The organism is Microbacterium sp. P2_F9, from assembly GCF_056403635.1.
Map to the genome: position 1 here is coordinate 1 of NZ_JBFUFC010000032.1, position 19973 is coordinate 19973.

Sequence of the window (19973 nt, forward strand, 5' to 3'; positions counted from 1 at the left end):
TCCCCGGCACGAGCGCATCGACTGGTCGCTCGTGCACTTCTGGTGGAGCGACGAGCGATTCGTCCCGCTCGGTCACGCCGATCGCAACGACCGGCAGGCGCGCGAGGCGCTGCTCGACTCCCTCGAGATCCCTGCGGAGAACATCCACACCGTCGCCGCGAGCGACGATGGCGTGGATCTGGATGCCGCAGCCGCCGCCTATGCGGCGGAGCTGGCGCGTTTCCGCCCCGCCGACGGCACCGATGAGTGGCCCTCGTTCGACATCTGCTTCCTCGGCGTCGGTCCGGACGCGCACATCGCGTCGCTGTTCCCCGACCGGCCTGAGATCCGAGTCACCGACCGCGCGGTGCTCGCGGTGCGGGAATCGCCTAAGCCGCCGCCGGAGCGGGTCACGATGACCCGGCCGGTGATCAACTCCTCCGAGCGCGTGTGGATGGTGCTCGCCGGCGCCGACAAGGCCGCCGCACTGGGTCTCGCCCTCGCCGGCGCCAGCTATCACAGCGTGCCGGCGGCAGGAGCGAAGGGGCGCAAGCGCACCATCTTCTTCGTCGATGAGGCGGCCGCGGCACAGGTGCCGCCGGAGCTCATCGAAGGCGACTACTAGATCCAGAACGTTGAAAAAGCGAAAGGCCGCGCAGCGCGCGGCCTTTCGCTTTTGACGTTGCGGGGTCAGACTTCGCCTCGGCGCTCCTTCAGCTGCTGAAGCGCGTCATCGAGCAGGGCGACAGCCTCGTCCTCGGTGCGACGCTCCTTCACGTAGGCCAGGTGCGTCTTGTAGGGCTCGGTCTTGGCCAGCGCGGGAGGGTTCTCCTTGTCGCGACCGGCGGGAAGCCCGGAGTGCGGCGAGTCGATCGTGTCCGGGATCTCGTCCTCGGGGATGCCGGCCGCGAAGTAGCGGACCGTCTCGTTGCCGAGCGCGTCCCAGTACGAGATCGCGACGCGATCGGCGTGGAAGCCGTGGTCCTGCTCACCCATGGGGCCTGCGCCGACGCGCGTGCCGCGGATTGCGTTGCCTCCGGTAGCCATCAGATCCCCTGGAACTTCGTGATGAGGCCGAGCGCGACGATGGAGACGAACCACGTCAGCGCCAGGACGACGGTGAATCGGTTGAGGTTGCGCTCGGCGAGGCCGGACGAACCGAGCGCAGAGGTCATGCCGCCGCCGAACATATCGGACAGACCGCCACCACGCCCCTTGTGCAGCAGGATCAGCAGAGTCAGCAGGAGGCTCGTGATACCGAGGACCACCTGCATGACGAACTCGAGGATGTCCACAGACAAACGCCTTTCACCGTGCCCCGGGTCGGGCACACAATCTCAAAGTATAAGCGGGATCAGACGCCGACGTGCTTCTGGTAGCGGATGATCGCCGCGAACTCATCGGCAACGAGACTCGCACCGCCCACGAGCGCACCATCGACGTCGGGCTCGCGCATGTAGCTCGCGATATTGGACGACTTCACCGACCCGCCGTAGAGCACGCGCGTGCGGGCCGCGGCATCCGCTCCCAGGCTCTCGGCGATCACGTCGCGGAGCTTGGCGCACACGTCCTGCGCCTGCTCCGGCGTGGCCGCCAGGCCCGAACCGATCGCCCAGACGGGCTCGTAGGCCACCACGATGTCCGCGTCGGCCGCGAGGCCGCCGAGGGCGACCTTGAGCTGCCCGACCGGCACCGCGCTGGCCCCGAACTTCTCCAGGTCTTCTGAGGTCTCACCGACGCAGATCACCGGAACGATCCCGTGACGCAGCGCGGCCTGCACCTTGGCCGCCACGACGTCGTCACCCTCGGCGTGGTACTGGCGACGCTCGGAGTGCCCGATGATGACGTAGCCGGCGTTCAGCTTCGCCAAGAAGGCACCGGAGATCTCGCCCGTGTACGCGCCGGAGTCGTGGGACGAGATGTCCTGGGCTCCGTAAGAGAACGGGATCTTGTCGGCGTCCAGCAGCGTCTGCACGGTGCGCAGGTCGGTGAAGGGCGGGAAGACCGCCACCTCGACCGAGCCGGTCTCGTGACCGGCATCCTTGAGCGTCCAGTGCAGCTTCTGGACGAACGCGACCGCCTGAAGGTGGTCGAGATTCATCTTCCAGTTGCCTGCGATGAGTGGGGTACGAGTCACAGCGACCATCCGAGGACCTCCAGTCCGGGCAGCTTCTTGCCTTCGAGGAACTCGAGGCTGGCGCCTCCGCCCGTTGAGATGTGTCCGAACTCATCATCGGCGAAGCCGAGCTGACGGACGGCCGCAGCCGAATCGCCGCCGCCCACCACGCTGAGCCCGTCGACATCGGTGAGCGCGCCGGCGACCACCTTGGTGCCCTCCGCGAAGGCCGGCATCTCGAACACGCCCATCGGGCCGTTCCAGAACACCGTCTTGCTGCTGCGGATGACCTCGGCGAACTGCTTGGCCGTCTCGGGGCCGATGTCCAGCCCGAGACCGGAGGCTCCGAACGCCGTGTCCTCGAGCGCGGACGCGGGAGCGACGACGTGCTCGGCATCCGCCGCGAACGATGCCGCGACGACCGCATCGACCGGGAGCACCAGCTCGACGCCGCGCTCCTTGGCCGTCTCGACGTAGCGCTTGACCGTGTCGAGCTGATCGGCCTCGAGCAGGCTCGAGCCGACCTTGTAGCCGGCAGCGGCGAGGAAGGTGAACATCATGCCCCCGCCGACGAGGAGCTTGTCGACGCGCGGAAGCAGGTGCTCGATGACGCCGAGCTTGTCACTGACCTTCGATCCGCCGAGGACGACCGCGTACGGGCGCTCAGGGGTCTCGGTGAGGCGGTCGAGAACCTCGACCTCCTTCTCGATCAGGTAGCCGGCGGCCGACGGCAGGATCTCGGCGAGCTCGTAGACGCTCGCCTGCTTGCGGTGCACGACACCGAAGCCGTCCGACACGAGCGCGTCGGCGAGATCGGCGAGCTGGCCGGCGAACGCCTTGCGCTCCCCCTCGTCCTTCGCGGTCTCACCCGGGTTGAACCGCAGATTCTCGATGACGGCGACATCTCCGTCCTCGAGGGCGGCGACCGCCTCCTGGGCGGATTCGCCGACGGTGTCGCGCGCGAACGCGACCGGCTTTCCGAGCAGCTCAGACAGTCGCTGGGCGACCGGTTCGAGGCTGTACTTCGGGTCGGGCGCGCCGTCGGGTCGCCCGAGGTGCGAGCAGATCACGAGCCGGGCGCCTTGATCGATCAGGGCGTTGAGCGTGGGCAGCGACGCACGCACGCGGCCGTCGTCCGTGATGACCCCGTCCCGGAGGGGGACGTTGAGGTCACAACGGACGACGACGCGCTTGCCTGCGAGCGGACCCAGCGATGCGAGGGTGCGCAGAGACATGATGAACGCCTAGAGGCGCTCGGCCACGTACTCGGTGAGGTCGACGAGGCGGTTGGAGTAGCCCCACTCGTTGTCGTACCAGGCCGAGACCTTGACCAGGTTTCCGCTGACGTTGGTGAGCTCCGCGTCGAAGATCGAGGAGTGCGGGTTGAGCTGGATGTCGCTCGACACGATCGGGTCCTCGGTGTACTCCAGGTAGCCGACGAGGCTGCCCTCGGCCGCGGCCTTCTTGTACGCGGCGTTGATCACGTCGACGGTGAGACCGTCGGTGGGGGTGATGATCGTGAGGTCGACGATCGAGCCGGTGGGGATCGGAACGCGGTAGGACGAGCCGCTCAGCTTGCCCTGCAGCTCCGGCAGGACCAGGCCGATGGCCTTGGCCGCACCGGTCGAGGCGGGGACGATGTTGACGGCGGCGGCGCGCGCACGACGGAGGTCGCTGTGCGGGCCGTCCTGCAGGTTCTGGTCTGCCGTGTAGGCGTGCGCGGTCATCATGAAGCCGCGCTCGATGCCGAACGCGTCGTTGAACACCTTCGCCAGCGGGGCCAGGCAGTTGGTCGTGCACGACGCGTTCGAGATGATGACGTCGGTCTCGGGGTTGTAGTCGCCCTCGTTCACGCCCATCACGATGGTCGCGTCGTTGCCCGAAGCGGGAGCGGAGATGAGCACCTTCTTGGCGCCGCCCGCGATGTGCTTCTTGGCGTCCTCGGCCTTGGTGAACCGGCCGGTCGACTCGATGACGATGTCGACGCCCAGGTCGCCCCAGGGGAGGTTCGCGGGGTCGCGCTCTTCGAAGACCTTGATGGACTTGCCGTTGACGGTGATCGAGTTCTCGTCGTAGGACACGTCCGCGGCGAGCGGGCCGCCGACCGAGTCGTACTTCAGCAGGTGCGCGAGAGTCTTGTTGTCGGTGAGGTCGTTCACCGCCACGATCTCGAGGTCCGCACCCTGCGCGAGTGCCGCGCGAAGGTAGTTGCGTCCGATGCGGCCGAAGCCGTTGATGCCGATCTTGACAGACACGATGTCTCCCGTTTCTCGTCGCGCCGAAGACGCCAGATCGACGCCCCAGCTACGCGCTCCTATGAAAGAAGAGGATGCCGGAGCCCGCCGAATTCGGAGGGCTCCAAGGCATCCTCACCTGGTTTCGACCCTACAGCAGACCGGCGGTCTTCTCACGGGCCGTTGCGAAGCGATCCGCCACATTCGACCAGTTCGCGATATTCCAGAACGCCTTGACGTAGTCGGCGCGGACGTTCTTGTAATCGAGGTAGTACGCGTGCTCCCAGACGTCGAGGAGCAGCAGCGGAACCGTGCCGGCCGCGAACTGCGACTGCTGGTCGAAGAACTGCTGGATGATCAGGTTCTCGCCGATCGAGTCCCAGAACAGTCCGGCCCAGCCCGAGCCCTGCACGCCGAGAGCGGCGGCGGTGAAGTGGGCGCTGAACTTGTCGAACGACCCGAAGTGGTCATCGATCGCCGACTCGAGGTCTCCGACCGGCTTGTCGCCGCCGTCCGGCGAGAGGTTCGTCCAGAAGATCGAGTGGTTGGTGTGCCCGCCGAGGTTGAATGCGAGGTCCTTCTCGAGCTTGTTCACGTAGGTGAAGTCGCCCTTGTCGCGCGCTTCGGCGAGCTGGTCGAGGGCGGCGTTCGCACCGGTCACATAGGCCTGGTGGTGCTTGGAGTGGTGCAGCTCCATGATCGTCGCACTGATGTGCGGTGCGAGCGCCGCATAGTCGTACGGGAGGTCGGGCAGCGTGTACTTCGCCATGTTCTCTTCTTCCTGTCTGCGCGGCACCAGGAGCCCAGCGCCAGCGGGGGTGACGGACTCATCCTAGTGAGCGTCAACGCCCTCGAAGGGGGGTTGCTTCCCTGCATGACAACGCAGAGAATCGGATGCCGCGGGCAGCGGCATCCGTGGTCTCTCAGTCGATCACACCGAGCGGAACTGCCGATTCCGTGCCCGGAATGCCGTCCACCTCCGCCTGCTTGTCGGCCATCGCGAGGAGGCGTCGGATTCGCCCGGCGACGGCGTCCTTCGTGAGCGGGGGGTCGGCGTGGTGGCCGAGCTCATCGAGGCTGGCATCCCGGTGCGCGAGACGCAGGTCGCCCGCCTCGCGGAGATGGTCGGGAACGTCGTCGCCGAGGATCTCGAGCGCGCGCTCGACGCGCGCGCAGGCGGCGACGGCGGCCTGTGCGGACCGGCGCAGATTGGCGTCGTCGAAGTTCACGAGCCGGTTGACGCCGGCGCGCACCTCGCGGCGCTGACGGAGCTGGTCCCACTCGGCGGCGGCACGCTCGGCACCCATCGTCGCGAGGGCGAGCCGGATGGCCTCCCCCTCGCGCACGACCACCCGGGGCACACCCCGGACTTCGCGGGCCTTCGCCGGGATGCCGAGCCGCCGCGCGGCGCCCTCGAGCGCCATCGCGGCCTCGCCGGACGGGCAGGAGATCTCCAGCGCGGCCGACCGGCCGGGCTCGCTGAGCGAGCCGGCTGCGAGGAACGCGCCGCGCCACACCGCCGCGAGGTCGGCGCGGGCGCCGGTGGTGAGCTTGTTGGGCAGCCCGCGCACCGGGCGACGACGCTGGTCGAGCAGACCCGTCTGGCGAGCGAGCGTCTCACCGCCGTCGATCACCCGCACGGCGTAGTGACTGCCGGTGCGGCCCCCGGAGCCCTGCACGTGGACCAGCTCCGGCCGGACGCCGTAGATCTCCATCAGGTCGCGCGCGACACGACGCGCGAGGACGTCGGAGTCGAGCTCCGCCTCCACCGCGACGCGGTTGGCGATCGAGTGCAGTCCCCCGGAGAAGCGCAGGAGCGAGGTGAGCTCCGCCACACGGGCGCTGGGTCGGGGATCGCGGACGGCGATGAGTTCGGCCTTCACGTCGGCGGTCAGCGACACAGGTCTCCTCGCGGGTGTGGGGGGGTGGCAGATGAAACGTCCAGCCTACTCGGGGCGGGTCGCTACTCTCTGCCCAGATCCCGGTGCTTGACGCGCACGGCGACGCCGGGCGTCTGGGAAAGCCGGGCGGCGAGCTCGCCGGCCATCACGACCGAGCGGTGCTTGCCACCGGTGCAGCCGATCGCGACGACCGAGTGACGCTTGTTCTCGCGCTGATAGCCGTCGAGCACGGGCGCCAATGCCGCGGCGTACGCATCGATGAATTCCCGCGCGCCGGTCTGCGCGAGCACGTAGTCGCGCACCGCCTCGTTCTCGCCATTGAGGGCCCGCAGGCTCTCGTCCCAGAATGGATTGGGCAGGAACCGCATGTCGGCCACCAGATCGGCGTCCGGCGGCAGCCCGTACTTGAACCCGAAGCTGACGATCGTCAGGGTGTGCTTGGCCGCACCTTCCTGGGCGAACAGCTCCACGACCTGCGTGGCGAGCTGGTGGATGTTCCAGTGCGACGTGTCGAGGATGACATCCGCGCTCTCGCGCACCGCGGCCAGCCGGGTGCGCTCCAGCCGGATGCCGTCCAGGATCGTGCCATCGCCCTGCAGCGGGTGCGGCCGGCGCACCGCCTCGAACCGGCGGACGAGCACTTCGTCCGAGGCATCCAGGAACAGCACGCGCACCTGCTGGCGCGTGTCGCGCAGCGCGCGGGTGATCTCTGGAAGCGCGGTGAACAGATCGCGACCGCGGACGTCGACGACGACCGCGACCCGGGGAAGCGCGCCTCCGGCGAGTCCGGTGAGATCGAGCAGCGGCTTGAGCATCTGGGGCGGCAGATTATCGACGACGTACCAGTCGAGGTCCTCGAGCGCATCGGCCGCGGTCGATCGTCCGGCGCCGGACATGCCGCTGACGATGAGCACCTCACCCGGTTCCCACTGTGCTTCGTCCGCCATGACACCCCCGTCGTCTCCCTCACCCTACCGATCGGCGATGACGCGGAATACCGTCAGCCGCTCTGCAGGTGCCCGTGCACCGCGGCCGCGAGCTTCGGGCCGATTCCGGGGAGTTCGGCGATCTCGTCGGGGGTCGCGTTCTTGAGCGCCGCGACCGATCCGAACTGCCGCAGCAGGGCCTTGATGCGCGCGTCGCCGAGGCCGGGGACCTCGGACAGGACGGACTGGATGTCGCGCCGCCGCCGGCGGCGCTGGTGCGTGATCGCGAACCGGTGCGCCTCGTCGCGCAGGCGCTGCAGGAGGTAGAGCGCCTCCGAGGTGCGCGGCAGGATCACCGGGTACTCCTCCCCAGGCAGCCACACCTCCTCGAGGCGCTTCGCGATCCCGCACAGCGCGATCTCCTCATGACCGGCATCGGCGAGCGCCCGGGCAGCCGCCTCGACCTGCGGCCTGCCGCCGTCGACGACGAGCAGCTGCGGCCGATAGGCGAAGCGGGGGCGCTTGCGCGTCGTGACGACCTCGGCGTCCGGATCGAGCACCGACGCCGCCGCGAGCGCCGCGTCCGTCGCGTCCTCCGCGTCGCCGCGGTCGACGTAGGCGAGTCGGCGCGTGAGCACCTGGTAGAGCGAATCGGTGTCGTCGGTCGTCTCGGGAACACCGAACGACCGGTACTGGTCCTTGCGCGGCAGGCCGTCCTCGAAGACGACCATCGACGCGACGACGTTGGTGCCGCCGAGATGCGAGACGTCGTAGCACTCGATCCGCAGCGGCGCTTCGGCGAGTCCGAGGGCTTCCTGCAGGTCGGTGAGCGCCTGGGAACGGGCGACGTAGTCGCTGGTGCGGCGGGTCTTGTGCAGGATCAGGGCCTGCTGCGCGTTGAGCTTCGCCGTCTTCATCAGCTCGGCCTTGCGCCCGCGCTGCGCGACCTGGATCGTCACGGGGCGCTCGCGCTTGTCGCGCAGCCACTGCTCGAGCTCGGCGGCGTCATCCGGCAGCGCCGGAACGAGCACCTGGCGCGGGATGTCGGATGCCGGCACATCGCCGTACGTCCGCTGCAGCACCTGATCGACCAGGTCGGCGCCCGAGATGTCGAGCTCCTTGTCGATCGTCGTGGCCCGCACACCGCGAACGCGGCCACCGCGGATCACGAAGTGCTGGACCGTCGCGGACAGCTCGTCCTCGGCAATGCCGAAGAGATCGGCATCCGTGTCCTCCGCGAGCACGAGCGCACTCCGGTTGAGCACGGCATCGATCGCCTGGAGCTTGTCGCGATAGACCGCGGCCGCCTCGTAGTCCATCGCCGCGGAGGCCTCCCGCATGCGGGCCGAAAGGCCCTTCGTGAAGCGCTGGTCGCCGCCGGACATGAACGCGATGAAGTCGTCGACGATGGCGCGGTGCTCCTCGATCGTCACCTTCATCGAGCACGGTCCGCCGCAGCGGCCGATCTGACCAGGGAAGCAGGGGCGGCCCGTGGCCATCGCCTTCTTGTAGCTGGCGTCGCTGCAGGTGCGGATCGGGAAGACCTTGATCATCAGGTCGATGGTGTCGTGCACCGCCCACACCTTGGGATACGGGCCGAAGTACTTCGCCCCGGGTATCCGGCGGTTGCGCGTCACGATCACCCGCGGTGCCTCGTCGGCCAGGGTGAGCGCCATGAAGGGATACGACTTGTCGTCCTTGTAGCGCACGTTGAACGGCGGATCGAACTCCTTGATCCACATGTACTCGAGCTGCAGCGAGTCCACGTCGGTCGCCACGACGGTCCACTCGACGGATGCCGCGGTCGTGACCATGCGGCGGGTGCGCTCGTGGAGCGTCTGCAGCGGCGCGAAGTAGTTCGACAGCCGGGCGCGGAGGTTCTTTGCCTTGCCGACGTAGAGCACCCGGCCGGCGGCGTCGCGAAAGCGATAGACACCCGGATTGGTGGGGATCTCCCCCGGCTTCGGCTTGTACGCGACCGTGGGGCGAGCAGTCGGCGGCATCCGCTAGCCGGCCTTGCGGCCCGCCTGCGGGACGCCGAGCACGTCCGCGAGGAAGGCGCCGGTGTGGCTGCCCTCCGCGCGGGCGACCTGCTCCGGCGTGCCGGTGGCGATCACCTGACCGCCGCCCGAGCCGCCCTCGGGGCCCAGGTCGATGACCCAGTCGGCCGACTTGATGACATCGAGGTTGTGCTCGATGACGATGACGGTGTTGCCCTTGTCGACCAGGCTGCCGAGCACCTCGAGCAGGCGGGCGACGTCTTCGAAGTGCAGACCCGTCGTCGGCTCGTCGAGCACGTAGATGCTGCGACCGTTCGACCGCCGCTGCAGCTCGGTGGCGAGCTTGACGCGCTGCGCCTCACCACCGGAGAGGGTGGTGGCGGACTGGCCCAGCCGGACGTAGCCGAGCCCGACGTCGACGAGCGTCCGCAGATAGCGGTGGATCGCCTGGATGGGCTCGAAGAATTCGGCCGCCTCGGCGATCGGCATGTCGAGCACCTCGGCGATGTTCTTGCCCTTGTAGTGCACGGCGAGGGTGTCGCGGTTGTAGCGCTTGCCGTGGCAGACCTCGCAGTCGACGTACACGTCCGGGAGGAAGTTCATCTCGATCTTGATCGTGCCGTCGCCGGAGCACGCCTCGCAGCGGCCGCCCTTGACGTTGAAGCTGAAGCGCCCCGGTTGGTAGCCGCGCACCTTCGCCTCGGGCGTCTCGCTGAAGAGGGTCCGCACTCGGTCGAACACGCCCGTGTAGRTGGCCGGATTCGAGCGGGGCGTGCGCCCGATCGGCGCCTGGTCGACGTGGACGACCTTGTCGAGGTTGTCGAGGCCGGTGACCCGCGTGTGCTTGCCCGCGACGCGGCGCGCGCCGTTGAGGCGGTTGGCGAGTACCTCGTACAGGATGCCGTTGACCAGCGATGACTTGCCGGAGCCGCTGACGCCCGTCACGGCCGTCATGACGCCGAGCGGAAACGACACCGTCACGTCGCGGAGGTTGTTCTCGCGCGCACCGACGACCGTGACCTGGCGGGACTTGTCGATCCGGCGCCGCTTCGCGGGGGTCGCGATGGCCCGCCGTCCGGCGAGGTAGTCGCCGGTGATGGAGCGGGTCTCGGTGAGCAGGTCTGCGAGCGGCCCGGAGTGCACGACGTGTCCGCCGTCCACGCCCGCGCGGGGGCCGATGTCGACGATCCAGTCGGCCGCGTGGATGGTCTCTTCGTCGTGTTCGACGACGATGAGGGTGTTGCCGAGGTCGCGGAGGGTGAGGAGCGTCTCGATGAGGCGGCGGTTGTCGCGCTGGTGCAGGCCGATCGACGGCTCGTCGAGCACGTAGAGCACGCCCGTCAGCCCCGAGCCGATCTGCGTCGCCAGGCGGATCCGCTGGGCCTCGCCACCTGACAGGGAGCCGGCGGCGCGGCTCAGGCTGAGGTAGCTGAGTCCGACCTGGAGGAGGAAGTCGAGGCGCGCCCGGATCTCGCGGAGCACCTGAGCGGCGATCTTCGCCTCGCGATCGGTGAGCTCGAGCCGGGCGAAGTAGTGCTGGGCGTCGGCGAGGCTCAGGCGCGAGGCATCCGCGATCGAATGCCCGTGCACGAGCACCGCGAGCACCTCGGGCTTCAGTCGGTCGCCCTTGCACGCGAGGCACGGCACTTCGCGGAGGTACTCCGACCACTTCTGCCGCTGGGTGTCGGACTCCGCCTGCACGTACTGGCGCTCAATGTAGGGCACGACGCCCTCGAAGCCCGAGGCGTAGCGCATCTCCCGGCCGTAGCGGTTCTTCCAGCGCACCGTGACCTTGTAGTTCTCGCCGCGGAGCACCGCATCCTGCACGTCGACCCGGAGGTCTTTCCACGGGGTGTCGAGCGAGAAGTTCAGGTCGGCCGCGAGGCCTTCGAGCAGGCGCTCGTAGTACTGGAAGAGTCCCTTGCCCTGGGTGGTCCACGGGATCAGCACGCCCTCCCGGATGGACTGCTCCTCATCGCCGAGCATGAGGTCGACGTCCACCGACATGCGCGTGCCGAGGCCGGAGCAGGTGGGGCACGCGCCGAAGGGCGCGTTGAACGAGAAGGTGCGCGGCTCGATCTCGGTGAGCTGCAGCGGGTGGCCGTTCGGGCAGGCGAGCTTCTCGGAGAAGTTCTGCCACGCGGCATCCCCCTCATCATCGACGAAGTTGACCTGCATGACGCCGCCTGCCAGCCCCAGGGCCGTCTCGACGGAGTCGGTCACTCGACTGAGGATGTCGGAGCCGGCGACGAGGCGATCCACCACGACGCCGATGTCGTGCTTGTAGGTCTTCTTCAGCGTGGGCGGCTCGGCGAGCTGGATCAGCTCCCCGTCGACGATCGCGCGTGCGTAGCCCTTCGCGCCGAGCTCCTTGAAGAGGTCGACGAACTCGCCCTTCTTCTGGGTCACGACCGGAGCGACGATCTGGTATCGGGTGCGCTCGGGCAGCTCCACGAGCTGATCGGCGATCTGCTGCACGGTCTGGCGCTGGATGACCTCGCCGCATTCGGGGCAATGCGGCACGCCGATGCGCGCCCACAGGAGGCGCATGTAGTCGTGGATCTCGGTGATCGTGCCGACGGTCGAGCGCGGGTTGCGGTTGGTCGACTTCTGGTCGATCGAGACGGCGGGGCTCAGCCCCTCGATGAAGTCGACATCCGGTCGGTCGACCTGCCCGAGGAACTGGCGGGCGTACGCGCTGAGCGACTCGACATAGCGTCGCTGACCTTCGGCGAAGATGGTGTCGAACGCGAGGCTGGACTTGCCGGATCCCGACAGGCCGGTGAACACGACGAGCGAATCGCGGGGGATGTCGAGGTCGACGTTCTTGAGGTTGTGCACGCGGGCGCCCCGAACGCTCAGCTTCCCGCTCGAGTTCGCGGCGACGTGTGCGAGGGCGTTTGCGGGCGCGATGACAGGGACGATGGGCACCGGTCAAGTCTAGGCGGGGCCTCCGACACGGTCGCCGGGTTCGCCCTCGGCGCACCCCCGTGCTATGGGACGGAACGACGGATGCCGCGGGGCACAGCGGCCCCGCGGCATCCGACTGTCTCGTGCGTCGCGCTACTTGACGACCACCGTCACGGGGTCGCTCTGCGAGGGCTTCACGGTGTCGCTTCCCTCGTAGGCCACCCAGAGCGAGTGCTCGCCCTTGCCGAGCTGGGGGAGCTTGACCTTGACGACCCCCAGGCTCTTCGCCGTGAGCGTCGCGGTCGCGATCGCCTCGTCGCCGTCGTAGATCGTGACGTCGCCCAGGACCGGGGTGCCGAACTGCGCGGTGACGGTCGTCGTGTACTGGATGACGCCGTTGCCCTTCGAGTTGGCGAGCACCTTGTTCGGCAGGCCCACGGTCGTGCTGTCGGCCCGGTCGATCGTGAGCGGCACGAGGACGGAGGTGCCCGTCTTCGCTCCAGTGAGCGTCAACTCGACGTGACCGCCGAGCGGCACGTTCGACGGCAGCACGACCGAGATCGCCGCCCTGCCGTAGTTGTCGTTCAGGTCGGTGACGCCGCCGATCGTGTTGTCGACGGGGAAGGCGCCGAGCTGCTGACCGTCGAGAGACACGACGACCTCGGAGTCCTTGACGTCGGTGGGTGCCGACATCGCCCACGACTTGACGTCGATCTTCACCGTCGCGCCGGGGTCGTACGCCGCCGGCGCACCCGCCGGGAACGCCACCTCGACCGCATGCTGCTCGTAGTCGACCGGCAGCGGAGTGTCGTCGGCGAAGGTGGCCAGGTAGTCCACCATCGCGGCGAGGTCGACCTTGCCGGTGTCGCGCTTGGCCGAGCCGTTGTTGAGCTCGAAGAAGTTGTCACCGCCCGTCGCGAGGAACGAGTTCACCGTCACCGAGTAGGACGCGGCCAGGTCGATCGGCACGCCGTTCAGCCACATCCCGGTGATCGTGCCGTGCGTGCCGTCGTACGGCTTCAACGCCTCGTTGATATCCGTCGTCTTGGGGTCGTCGAGCTGGTATTCGGGCGCGGTCGCCTGCGTGTAGGTGTATTCGAAGCCCTCCGAGACGCCGAGGCGCAGGAAGTTACGGGTCGGCACCTTGTTGAGCAGGTCACGCTGCCACTGCTGCTCGAGCGCCTTCTTGATCTGGGCACCGGTCAGCTGCATGTTCACGAGGGTGTTCGCGAAGGGCTGAACAACCGCCGCCTGCTCGTACGTCAGCACGCGCGGGTAGGCACCCGCACCCCCGTCAGTGCCCAGCATGTCGGTGCGCAGGCCGCCGGGGTTCATGAACGCGATCTGTGCCGCGCCCGACTCTGGAGCCTCGGTGGCCCACTGCTGCACCTCGGCGACGAGGTTGCCGAGCGTCGACTCACCACCGCGGTTCTCGACGCCGGTGGAGAACTTCGCCCGGTTGAAGCCGCCGGCGATCTCGCCGAGCTCGACCGCTCCCAGGATCTTCGCCTGTGCCTTCGCCTTGTCCGCGATCGCGGCCGTGGCTTCGTCGGCGGGGTACAGCGGGGTGAAGGTGGCAGGGTTCGTCGCAGGCACGACGGGCTTCTCGAGAGCGAGCACCGTGTGGGTCTGCGCCGTGACGTCGCCCGCGTCGTTCACCGTGAAGAGGAGCTGGTTGAGGTTCGTCCCGTACTGACCGGCAGAGACGACGGGTCGCTCCTGCACGGCGCGCTTCTCGCTCACCCACTGCGGCACCGGGAACGAGCAGTCGTACGCGAGGTGCGTGTGCCCCGAGACGATCGCGTCGACGTCCGGCGAGATGTTGTTGATGATGCTCGCCCAGGCGCCCGAGTCGTCCATCGTCGCGCAGTTCGTGGACAGGGCTCCCTCGTGGACCAGCATCACGACGATGTCGGCCCCCTCCGCGACCAGATCCGCGGCTTCATCGTTGACGGACTCGACGATGCCCTTGACCTCGATGTCGGCGATGCCGCCCGGGCTCACGAGCGAGGGCAGGTCCTCGGTGACAGCACCGACGAAGCCCACCTGCACGCCGCCCATCGTCTTGATCCAAGTGGCCGGCACGGCGTCATTGCCGGTCGCCTTGATCTTGAGGTTGGCCGCGATGTACTGCCACGCAGCGCCGCCCTCGGGATTGGTCAGGGCGTCGTACGGCTTCATCACGCGGTTGACGAGATCGTTGTATCCCGCATCGAGCTCGTGGTTGCCGACCGCCGAGACTTCGAGACCCGCCTCGTTGAGCGCGTCGATCGTCGGCTTGTCGTGCTGGATGAACGATTCGAACGTCGATGCCCCGATGAGGTCGCCGGCTGCGGCGAACACCGTGTTGGGGTTCGCGGCGCGGAGCTGCTTGACCGCACCGGCGAGCACCGCGGCTCCGGCCTCGAGATTGCTGGTGTTGTCGAGGATGCGACCGTGGAAGTCGTTGGTCGCGAGGATCTGGATCTGCGTGTCGACGGCGTGCGCCGCCGGGCTCGCGACGAGCAGGCCTGCGCCGAGCGCCAGGACCGCCGTGCCGGCCCCGGCCGCGATCCTGCGTCGGGATGGTGAGCTGTGGTCGGGGTGTGACCGCATTCGCATGTGCGTTCCTCTTCTGTGGGGGGACATGCCCTCGGCGCGCGGCGGTTGCCGTGAGATCGGGGCCTCGAGAGCGAGCCTAGGAAATCGCGGCGAAGATGCCTAGGGAATGAGAGGAAGTTCATCCAGCCGTTGCAATGGCCAGATACCGGAGCTCTCCCCCGAGACGGCGTCGCACGCAGACTGGGACGCCGTCGCACGTGGCGGTTTCAGGATGCCGGGGCCACCGGCTCGCGCCGCGCGCGGCCGCCTGCGAACGGGGTGAGCCCGTCGCGGAGCGCCGCGAGCTGCTCGGCATCCATTCCGGTCCGCTGCATGATCTGAGTCGGAACCTCGAGTGCTTGGCGCCGCAGCGCGCGCCCGTCGTCGGTGAGTCGGATCTCGAGCACACGTTCGTCGCCAGGACGACGGCCTCGGGTCACGCGGCCCTGCGCCTCGAGGCGCTTGACCAGCGGCGACAGCGTGGCGGGCTCCATCGCGAGCTCATCGGCGAGTTCGCCGAGCGAGCGCGGCGACTCCTCCCACAGCGCGAGCATCACGAGGTACTGCGGATGGGTGAGGCCGAGGGGCTCGAGCACGGGCCGGTAGAGAGCGACGACGTTGCGCGCCGCCGTCACCAGAGCGAAGCACAGCTGGTTCTCAAGCTTCAGGAGGTCATCGCGGGGATCCACACCCCTCATCCTATCGTGGACTAATCTTTAGTACACTAAGCAATGTGACGAACCAATCATCTCCCGACGTGCCGCCGCCGCTTCGTGACCGCGTGCGCGAGGCGGGCGGCTGGTACGCCTGGCTCAACGCGAAGCTCATCCGCATCGCCGGGCCCGCCTCGGTCGGTCCGTACGAGACGACTCCCCCGCCCAGTGCGCAGGAACGCGCGGAGCGCGCGTGCCCGCTCTGCGGACAGCCCATGACCGTGCACACCTTCGATCGATCGGGCCCGAAGCCGCTGATGCACTGCCCTTAGCCCTTCGACAGGCTCAGGAACCACCCTTCGACAGGCTCAGGAACCACCCCTGACAGTGACCGGTCAGGCGTGGCCGGCGCGCTCCATGGCGCGCAGCTCCTTCTTGAGATCCTGCACCTCGTCGCGGAGTCGGGCGGCGAGTTCGAACTTCAGCTCGCCGGCCGCCGCGAGCATCTGAGTCGACAGGTCCGAGATCGTCGCCTCGAGCTGCTCCGCCCCTTCAGCGGCGATGCCCGTCCGGCGCAGGCCAGGCGTGGGCGCCTTGCCTCGACCCGACTTCAGCTTGGCGGCGTTGCGCTTCGACATCATCGCGTCGGTGTCGGCGCCTTCGCGGGCGAGCACTTCGGTGATGTCGGCGATCCGCTTCCGCAGCGGCTGCGGGTCGATGCCGTTCGCCGTGTTGTACGCGACCTGCTTCTCGCGACGGCGATCGGTCTCTTCGATCGCCTTCAGCATCGAGTCGGTCACCCTGTCGGCGTACATGTGGACCTGCCCCGAGACGTTGCGGGCGGCACGCCCGATCGTCTGGATGAGAGAGGTGCCGGAGCGCAGGAACCCCTCCTTATCGGCGTCGAGGATCGACACCAGAGACACCTCCGGCAGGTCGAGACCCTCGCGAAGGAGGTTGATCCCGACCAGCACGTCGTAGACGCCGGCCCGCAGCTCGGTGAGCAGTTCGACGCGACGGAGGGTGTCGACATCCGAATGCAGGTAGCGCACGCGCACGCCGTGCTCGCCGAGGAAGTCGGTGAGCTCCTCGGCCATCTTCTTCGTCAGTGTGGTGACGAGCACCCGCTCATCGCGCGCGGCGCGAAGGCGGATCTCTTCGAGCAGGTCATCGATCTGGCCCTTGGAGGGCTTCACGACGATCTGCGGGTCGATGAGGCCGGTCGGGCGGATGATCTGCTCGACCACCCCGTCGGCGATCCCCATCTCGTACCGGCCGGGCGTCGCAGAAAGGTAGACGGTCTGCCCGATCCGGTTCTTGAACTCGTCCCAGCGGAGCGGCCGGTTGTCCAGCGCGCTCGGCAGGCGGAAGCCGTGGTCGACGAGCGTGCGCTTGCGCGAGGCATCCCCCTCGTACATCGCCCCGATCTGCGGAACCGTGGCGTGCGACTCGTCGATCACCATGAGGAAGTCGTCGGGGAAGAAGTCCAGGAGCGTGTGCGGGGGCTCCCCGGGCGCCCGGCCGTCGAGATGGCGCGAGTAGTTCTCGATGCCGGAGCAGAAGCCGAGCTGCTGGAGCATCTCGAGGTCGAACGTCGTGCGCATGCGCAGGCGCTGCGCCTCGAGCAGCTTGTTCTGCGACTCGAGCTCCTTGAGCCGCACCTCGAGCTCGGCCTCGATCGTGCCGATCGCGCGCTGCACGGTCTCGGTGCCGGCGACGTAGTGCGACGCGGGGAAGATCGGCACGGAGTCGAGGCGCTGGACGACATCTCCGGTGAGCGGATGCAGCATGTACAGCGCTTCGATCTCGTCGCCGAACAGCTCGATGCGGATCGCGAACTCCTCGTACACCGGGATGATCTCGATCGTGTCGCCGCGCACGCGGAAGTTGCCGCGAGAGAAGTCGACGTCGTTGCGGTTGTACTGCATCGAGATGAACTTGCGGATGAGCGCGTCGCGGTCGTACCGCTCCCCCACCTGCAGGGCGACCATCGCCCGCAGGTACTCCTCCGGCGCGCCGAGACCGTAGATGCAGGAGACGGTGCTGACCACGATGACGTCGCGGCGGCTCAGCAGGGAGTTGGTCGTCGAGTGGCGCAGTCTCTCGACCTCGGCGTTGACCGACGAGTCCTTCTCGATGAAGGTGTCCGTCTGCGGGACGTAGGCCTCGGGCTGGTAGTAGTCGTAGTAGCTGACGAAGTACTCGACGGCGTTGTTCGGCATGAGGTCGCGGAACTCGTTGGCAAGCTGGGCCGCGAGGGTCTTGTTGTGGGCGAGCACGAGTGTAGGACGCTGCACCGCCTCGATCAGCCACGCCGTGGTCGCGGACTTTCCCGTGCCGGTCGCGCCGAGCAGCACGACATCGGTCTCACCGGCGGTGATGCGGGCGGCGAGCTCGGCGATCGCCTGGGGCTGGTCGCCGCTCGGGGTGTATTCGCTCACCACCTCGAACGGGCGCACGGAACGTGTGGTCTGCACCACTCCAGGTTAGGCGGGGGTTCCGACACCGGGGCCGTCGTTCGCGACGGGCGGATGCCGGAGGCCCGGGTGTGGGCCGGGTTAGGTCAGCCGCCGGCCCCGTTGAAACCGCCTCCGCCGAACCCCGATCCGTCGAAGCCTCCGCCGAACTCGCCGCCGTTGAACCCGGCTCCGTCGATCGCGCCGCCCCCGACGTCGTTGCCGCCGTCGGGACCCGCTCCCGCAGCGGCCCCGGGATCGTACGTCTCAGCGACCCAATCGGGTTGATCTGCCAGGTCGAGGGATCCGGCACCGTAGAGGAAGTACGACGAGATCGAACTCGAGAGGAGGAATTGGTACGCCACCATCGTCATGACACCGGTGTCCTGCAGCAGCGCCCGCGGGTCGACCGCGTCCCGCGGATCGTCGGACTCGCGCGTCGCTGTCGCGACAGGTGCCGCGGCATCCGATTCAGCGCGCTTGCGCTCGGCGCGATGCTCTTCCGCACGACGGATCAGTCGCGCCAGAACCGTCGGGTCGTCGGATGCCGATGCCTGTTCGGTCTCGGACATGAAGGGGCGGAGCTGCTCGAACATCTCACGTCGGCGCTCGGGCGGCACGTCCTCGAAAGCCTTCGCGTGGGCGCTCTCGATCACCCCCGCGGGGAGTGTGTTGAGCAGGTAGACGTAGCGCGCGATCCGCTCCTCGTCGGTGAGGGCGGCGTCGGGCGCTTTGTGTCGACGGAAAAGAGCCATGGCCTTACCTCCACTGTCGTGGTCACAGCGTACGCCCGCGATCGGCGGGAGCGGCAGGCCCGGAACGGCGACACGAAGCGTCAGCGGACGCGAGCGGCGATGAGCTCGCGCAGACCTTCCCACAGGGCATCGACCTGTCGCTCCGTATCGGCGAGCGATCCCGTCGTGTCGATGACCGCGTCGGCGATGGCGAGGCGTGCCTGGTCGGGCACCTGCGAGGCGATCCGGGCCGCGGCATCCGCTTCGGTCATGCCGCGCAGCTCGACCAGCCGGCCACGCCGCAGCTCGGCGGGTGCGTGCGCGACGACGATGAGATCCCATGGGTCGTCGACCCGCGCCTCGACGAGCAGCGGGACGTCGTAGACGACGACGGCGTCGGGGTCTGCCGCGAAGGCTTCGGCGAACCTCCGCGCCGACTCCTCGCGGACCGCCGGATGGACGATCGCGTTGAGCCGCTGGACCGCCGCCGCATCGCCGAAGACCGCACCGCCGAGGGCCGCGCGATCGAGCGATCCGTCGGGGCGGATCATCTCGGCGCCGAACTCCGCGGCGATCGACGAGAGGACGGGCGACCCCGGCTGCTGCACGTCACGGACTATCTGATCGGCATCGACGACGATCGCGCCGTGCTCCGCGAGACGACCGGCGACCGTGGACTTGCCGGAGGCGATGCCTCCGGTGAGTGCGACGAGGGGCATGTCGTCAGTCTCCCACGGGCGCGTTCGACCCGTCCGCTCGTCGCCGGCGCGAGGTCAGAATCCGAAATCGCCGCCGAAGTCGCCCCCGAAGTCGGCGGATCCGGAGTCGCCGCCCCAGCCTGAGGCGTCCCCGCCCCAGCCGGCCGCATCGGCGCCGGAGCCGTCGGCACCGGAGCCGTCCGCGCCCGTGTCGCCCGAGGCATCCGTCGATCCGTCCGCGTATCCCTGGTCGTACCCGGAGGGACCCATGAACGAGCTCACGATCGCCGACCCGATGACGTAGCCGATCACGGTCCCGACGATCGAGCCGCCCATCGACGAGCCGAAGCCGCCGCTGCGCTGCATCGTGCGCTCCATGAATCCGGGCTGCATGTACTCGGCTCGAGTCGCGGCGCGAGCGAGTGTCTGGGGATCGCTGGAGTGCGGCTGCTCGGCGGGCGGAAGGCCCGACTTCAGCTCGGCGAGCACGGTCTGCCGCTGGTCGGGGCTCAGCTTCGCGAACGCCTCGGCGTGGACCTGCTCGATGGTCTCCGGCGGGGCGGTGCGCAGCAGATACCGGTAGCGCTCCACCGCGACCTCATCCTCGCTCCGCGGCGGCTGCGCGGCCTGCGCGGGCGTCGGGTAGCCCTGCCGCGCGTAAGGGTTCTGCGGGACGGGCGGCGCCTGACGCGGCTGGGTGCCGAAGAGCCGATCGAGAAATCCCATTGCTGCCTCCATGGGGTGCGGGGATCCCTCACGCTATATCGCGTTGCTTGGAGCGGGCTG

18 protein-coding genes are annotated in these 19973 nt (G+C 68.5%); 2 read left to right on the forward strand and 16 right to left on the reverse strand.

Annotated features, from left to right (window positions below; translation table 11 throughout):
- Positions 1–604 (forward strand): 6-phosphogluconolactonase (pgl, locus tag AC1DVT_RS05385; RefSeq protein WP_477387169.1); only part of this gene is annotated, 604 nt, incomplete at its 5' end.
- Positions 605–669: 65 nt separating this feature from the next.
- Here pgl and AC1DVT_RS05390 read toward each other — a convergent pair.
- The 12 genes from AC1DVT_RS05390 to AC1DVT_RS05445 all read right to left on the reverse strand — a co-directional run bounded on the left by AC1DVT_RS05390 (position 670) and on the right by AC1DVT_RS05445 (position 15335).
- Positions 670–1026: an RNA polymerase-binding protein RbpA gene (locus AC1DVT_RS05390; protein WP_457098308.1), complete on the reverse strand. Its 357-nt coding sequence runs from the start codon at positions 1024–1026 to the stop codon at positions 670–672.
- Positions 1026–1274: a preprotein translocase subunit SecG gene (gene secG, locus AC1DVT_RS05395; RefSeq protein WP_457098307.1), complete on the reverse strand. Its 249-nt coding sequence runs from the start codon at positions 1272–1274 to the stop codon at positions 1026–1028. Before secG ends, AC1DVT_RS05390 begins: the two co-directional genes overlap by 1 nt.
- A gap of 59 nt (positions 1275–1333) precedes the next feature.
- Positions 1334–2125, reverse strand: coding sequence for a triose-phosphate isomerase (gene tpiA, locus AC1DVT_RS05400; protein WP_457098306.1), 792 nt, complete (start codon positions 2123–2125; stop codon positions 1334–1336).
- Positions 2113–3330 carry a phosphoglycerate kinase gene (locus AC1DVT_RS05405; protein WP_477387172.1) on the reverse strand — a complete coding sequence of 406 codons (1218 nt, stop codon included), beginning with the start codon at positions 3328–3330 and terminating at the stop codon, positions 2113–2115. The genes tpiA and AC1DVT_RS05405 overlap by 13 nt, the downstream gene beginning before the upstream one ends.
- Before the next feature lie 9 nt (positions 3331–3339).
- Positions 3340–4350, reverse strand: a complete 1011-nt coding sequence (gap, locus tag AC1DVT_RS05410; RefSeq protein WP_477387175.1) for a type I glyceraldehyde-3-phosphate dehydrogenase — start codon at positions 4348–4350, stop codon at positions 3340–3342.
- Positions 4351–4480: 130 nt separating this feature from the next.
- Positions 4481–5098 carry a superoxide dismutase gene (locus tag AC1DVT_RS05415; protein ID WP_457098303.1) on the reverse strand — a complete coding sequence of 206 codons (618 nt, stop codon included), beginning with the start codon at positions 5096–5098 and terminating at the stop codon, positions 4481–4483.
- 154 nt (positions 5099–5252) lie between these two features.
- Positions 5253–6230 carry a DNA-binding protein WhiA gene (gene whiA, locus AC1DVT_RS05420; protein WP_477387177.1) on the reverse strand — a complete coding sequence of 326 codons (978 nt, stop codon included), beginning with the start codon at positions 6228–6230 and terminating at the stop codon, positions 5253–5255.
- Positions 6231–6292: 62 nt separating this feature from the next.
- Positions 6293–7177, reverse strand: a complete 885-nt coding sequence (rapZ, locus tag AC1DVT_RS05425) for an RNase adapter RapZ (RefSeq protein ID WP_477387179.1) — start codon at positions 7175–7177, stop codon at positions 6293–6295.
- A gap of 53 nt (positions 7178–7230) precedes the next feature.
- Positions 7231–9159, reverse strand: a complete 1929-nt coding sequence (uvrC, locus tag AC1DVT_RS05430; RefSeq protein ID WP_457098300.1) for an excinuclease ABC subunit UvrC — start codon at positions 9157–9159, stop codon at positions 7231–7233.
- Between the two features lie 3 nt (positions 9160–9162).
- Complete coding sequence (gene uvrA / locus AC1DVT_RS05435; RefSeq protein ID WP_477387181.1) at positions 9163–12087, reverse strand: excinuclease ABC subunit UvrA; 2925 nt, start codon at positions 12085–12087, stop codon at positions 9163–9165.
- A gap of 132 nt (positions 12088–12219) precedes the next feature.
- The gene (locus tag AC1DVT_RS05440; RefSeq protein WP_477387183.1) at positions 12220–14667 is read right to left on the reverse strand and encodes a 5'-nucleotidase C-terminal domain-containing protein; all 2448 of its coding nucleotides are present in this window, start codon (positions 14665–14667) and stop codon (positions 12220–12222) included.
- A gap of 206 nt (positions 14668–14873) precedes the next feature.
- The gene (locus AC1DVT_RS05445; RefSeq protein WP_457098297.1) at positions 14874–15335 is read right to left on the reverse strand and encodes a MarR family winged helix-turn-helix transcriptional regulator; all 462 of its coding nucleotides are present in this window, start codon (positions 15333–15335) and stop codon (positions 14874–14876) included.
- Positions 15336–15379: 44 nt separating this feature from the next.
- On the opposite strand from AC1DVT_RS05445, the gene AC1DVT_RS05450 reads away from it, so the two are divergent.
- Complete coding sequence (locus AC1DVT_RS05450) at positions 15380–15631, forward strand: hypothetical protein (protein ID WP_477387185.1); 252 nt, start codon at positions 15380–15382, stop codon at positions 15629–15631.
- 63 nt (positions 15632–15694) lie between these two features.
- Here AC1DVT_RS05450 and uvrB read toward each other — a convergent pair whose 3' ends face one another.
- From uvrB to AC1DVT_RS05470, 4 genes are all read right to left on the reverse strand, one after another.
- On the reverse strand, positions 15695–17776 hold the full coding sequence (gene uvrB / locus AC1DVT_RS05455) for an excinuclease ABC subunit UvrB (RefSeq protein WP_477387187.1): 2082 nt from the start codon (positions 17774–17776) through the stop codon (positions 15695–15697).
- 86 nt (positions 17777–17862) lie between these two features.
- Positions 17863–18510, reverse strand: a complete 648-nt coding sequence (locus tag AC1DVT_RS05460; protein ID WP_477387190.1) for a hypothetical protein — start codon at positions 18508–18510, stop codon at positions 17863–17865.
- Positions 18511–18590: 80 nt separating this feature from the next.
- A complete protein-coding gene (gene coaE / locus AC1DVT_RS05465) occupies positions 18591–19208 on the reverse strand; it encodes a dephospho-CoA kinase (RefSeq protein ID WP_477387192.1) in 618 nt (205 codons plus the stop codon).
- A 54-nt stretch (positions 19209–19262) separates the two neighbouring features.
- The gene (locus AC1DVT_RS05470; RefSeq protein ID WP_477387194.1) at positions 19263–19913 is read right to left on the reverse strand and encodes a hypothetical protein; all 651 of its coding nucleotides are present in this window, start codon (positions 19911–19913) and stop codon (positions 19263–19265) included.
- Positions 19914–19973 lie beyond the last annotated feature (60 nt).

Coding starts and splice junctions, on each gene's coding strand:
- rapZ (WP_477387179.1), bottom strand. CDS start 7,177: ATGGCGGACGAAGCACAGTGGGAACCGGGTGAGGTGCTCATCGTCAGC.
- tpiA (WP_457098306.1), bottom strand. CDS start 2,125: ATGGTCGCTGTGACTCGTACCCCACTCATCGCAGGCAACTGGAAGATG.
- uvrC (WP_457098300.1), bottom strand. CDS start 9,159: ATGCCGCCGACTGCTCGCCCCACGGTCGCGTACAAGCCGAAGCCGGGG.
- AC1DVT_RS05460 (WP_477387190.1), bottom strand. CDS start 18,510: ATGGCTCTTTTCCGTCGACACAAAGCGCCCGACGCCGCCCTCACCGAC.
- AC1DVT_RS05440 (WP_477387183.1), bottom strand. CDS start 14,667: ATGCGAATGCGGTCACACCCCGACCACAGCTCACCATCCCGACGCAGG.
- AC1DVT_RS05405 (WP_477387172.1), bottom strand. CDS start 3,330: ATGTCTCTGCGCACCCTCGCATCGCTGGGTCCGCTCGCAGGCAAGCGC.
- AC1DVT_RS05415 (WP_457098303.1), bottom strand. CDS start 5,098: ATGGCGAAGTACACGCTGCCCGACCTCCCGTACGACTATGCGGCGCTC.
- AC1DVT_RS05390 (WP_457098308.1), bottom strand. CDS start 1,026: ATGGCTACCGGAGGCAACGCAATCCGCGGCACGCGCGTCGGCGCAGGC.
- coaE (WP_477387192.1), bottom strand. CDS start 19,208: ATGCCCCTCGTCGCACTCACCGGAGGCATCGCCTCCGGCAAGTCCACG.
- AC1DVT_RS05470 (WP_477387194.1), bottom strand. CDS start 19,913: ATGGGATTTCTCGATCGGCTCTTCGGCACCCAGCCGCGTCAGGCGCCG.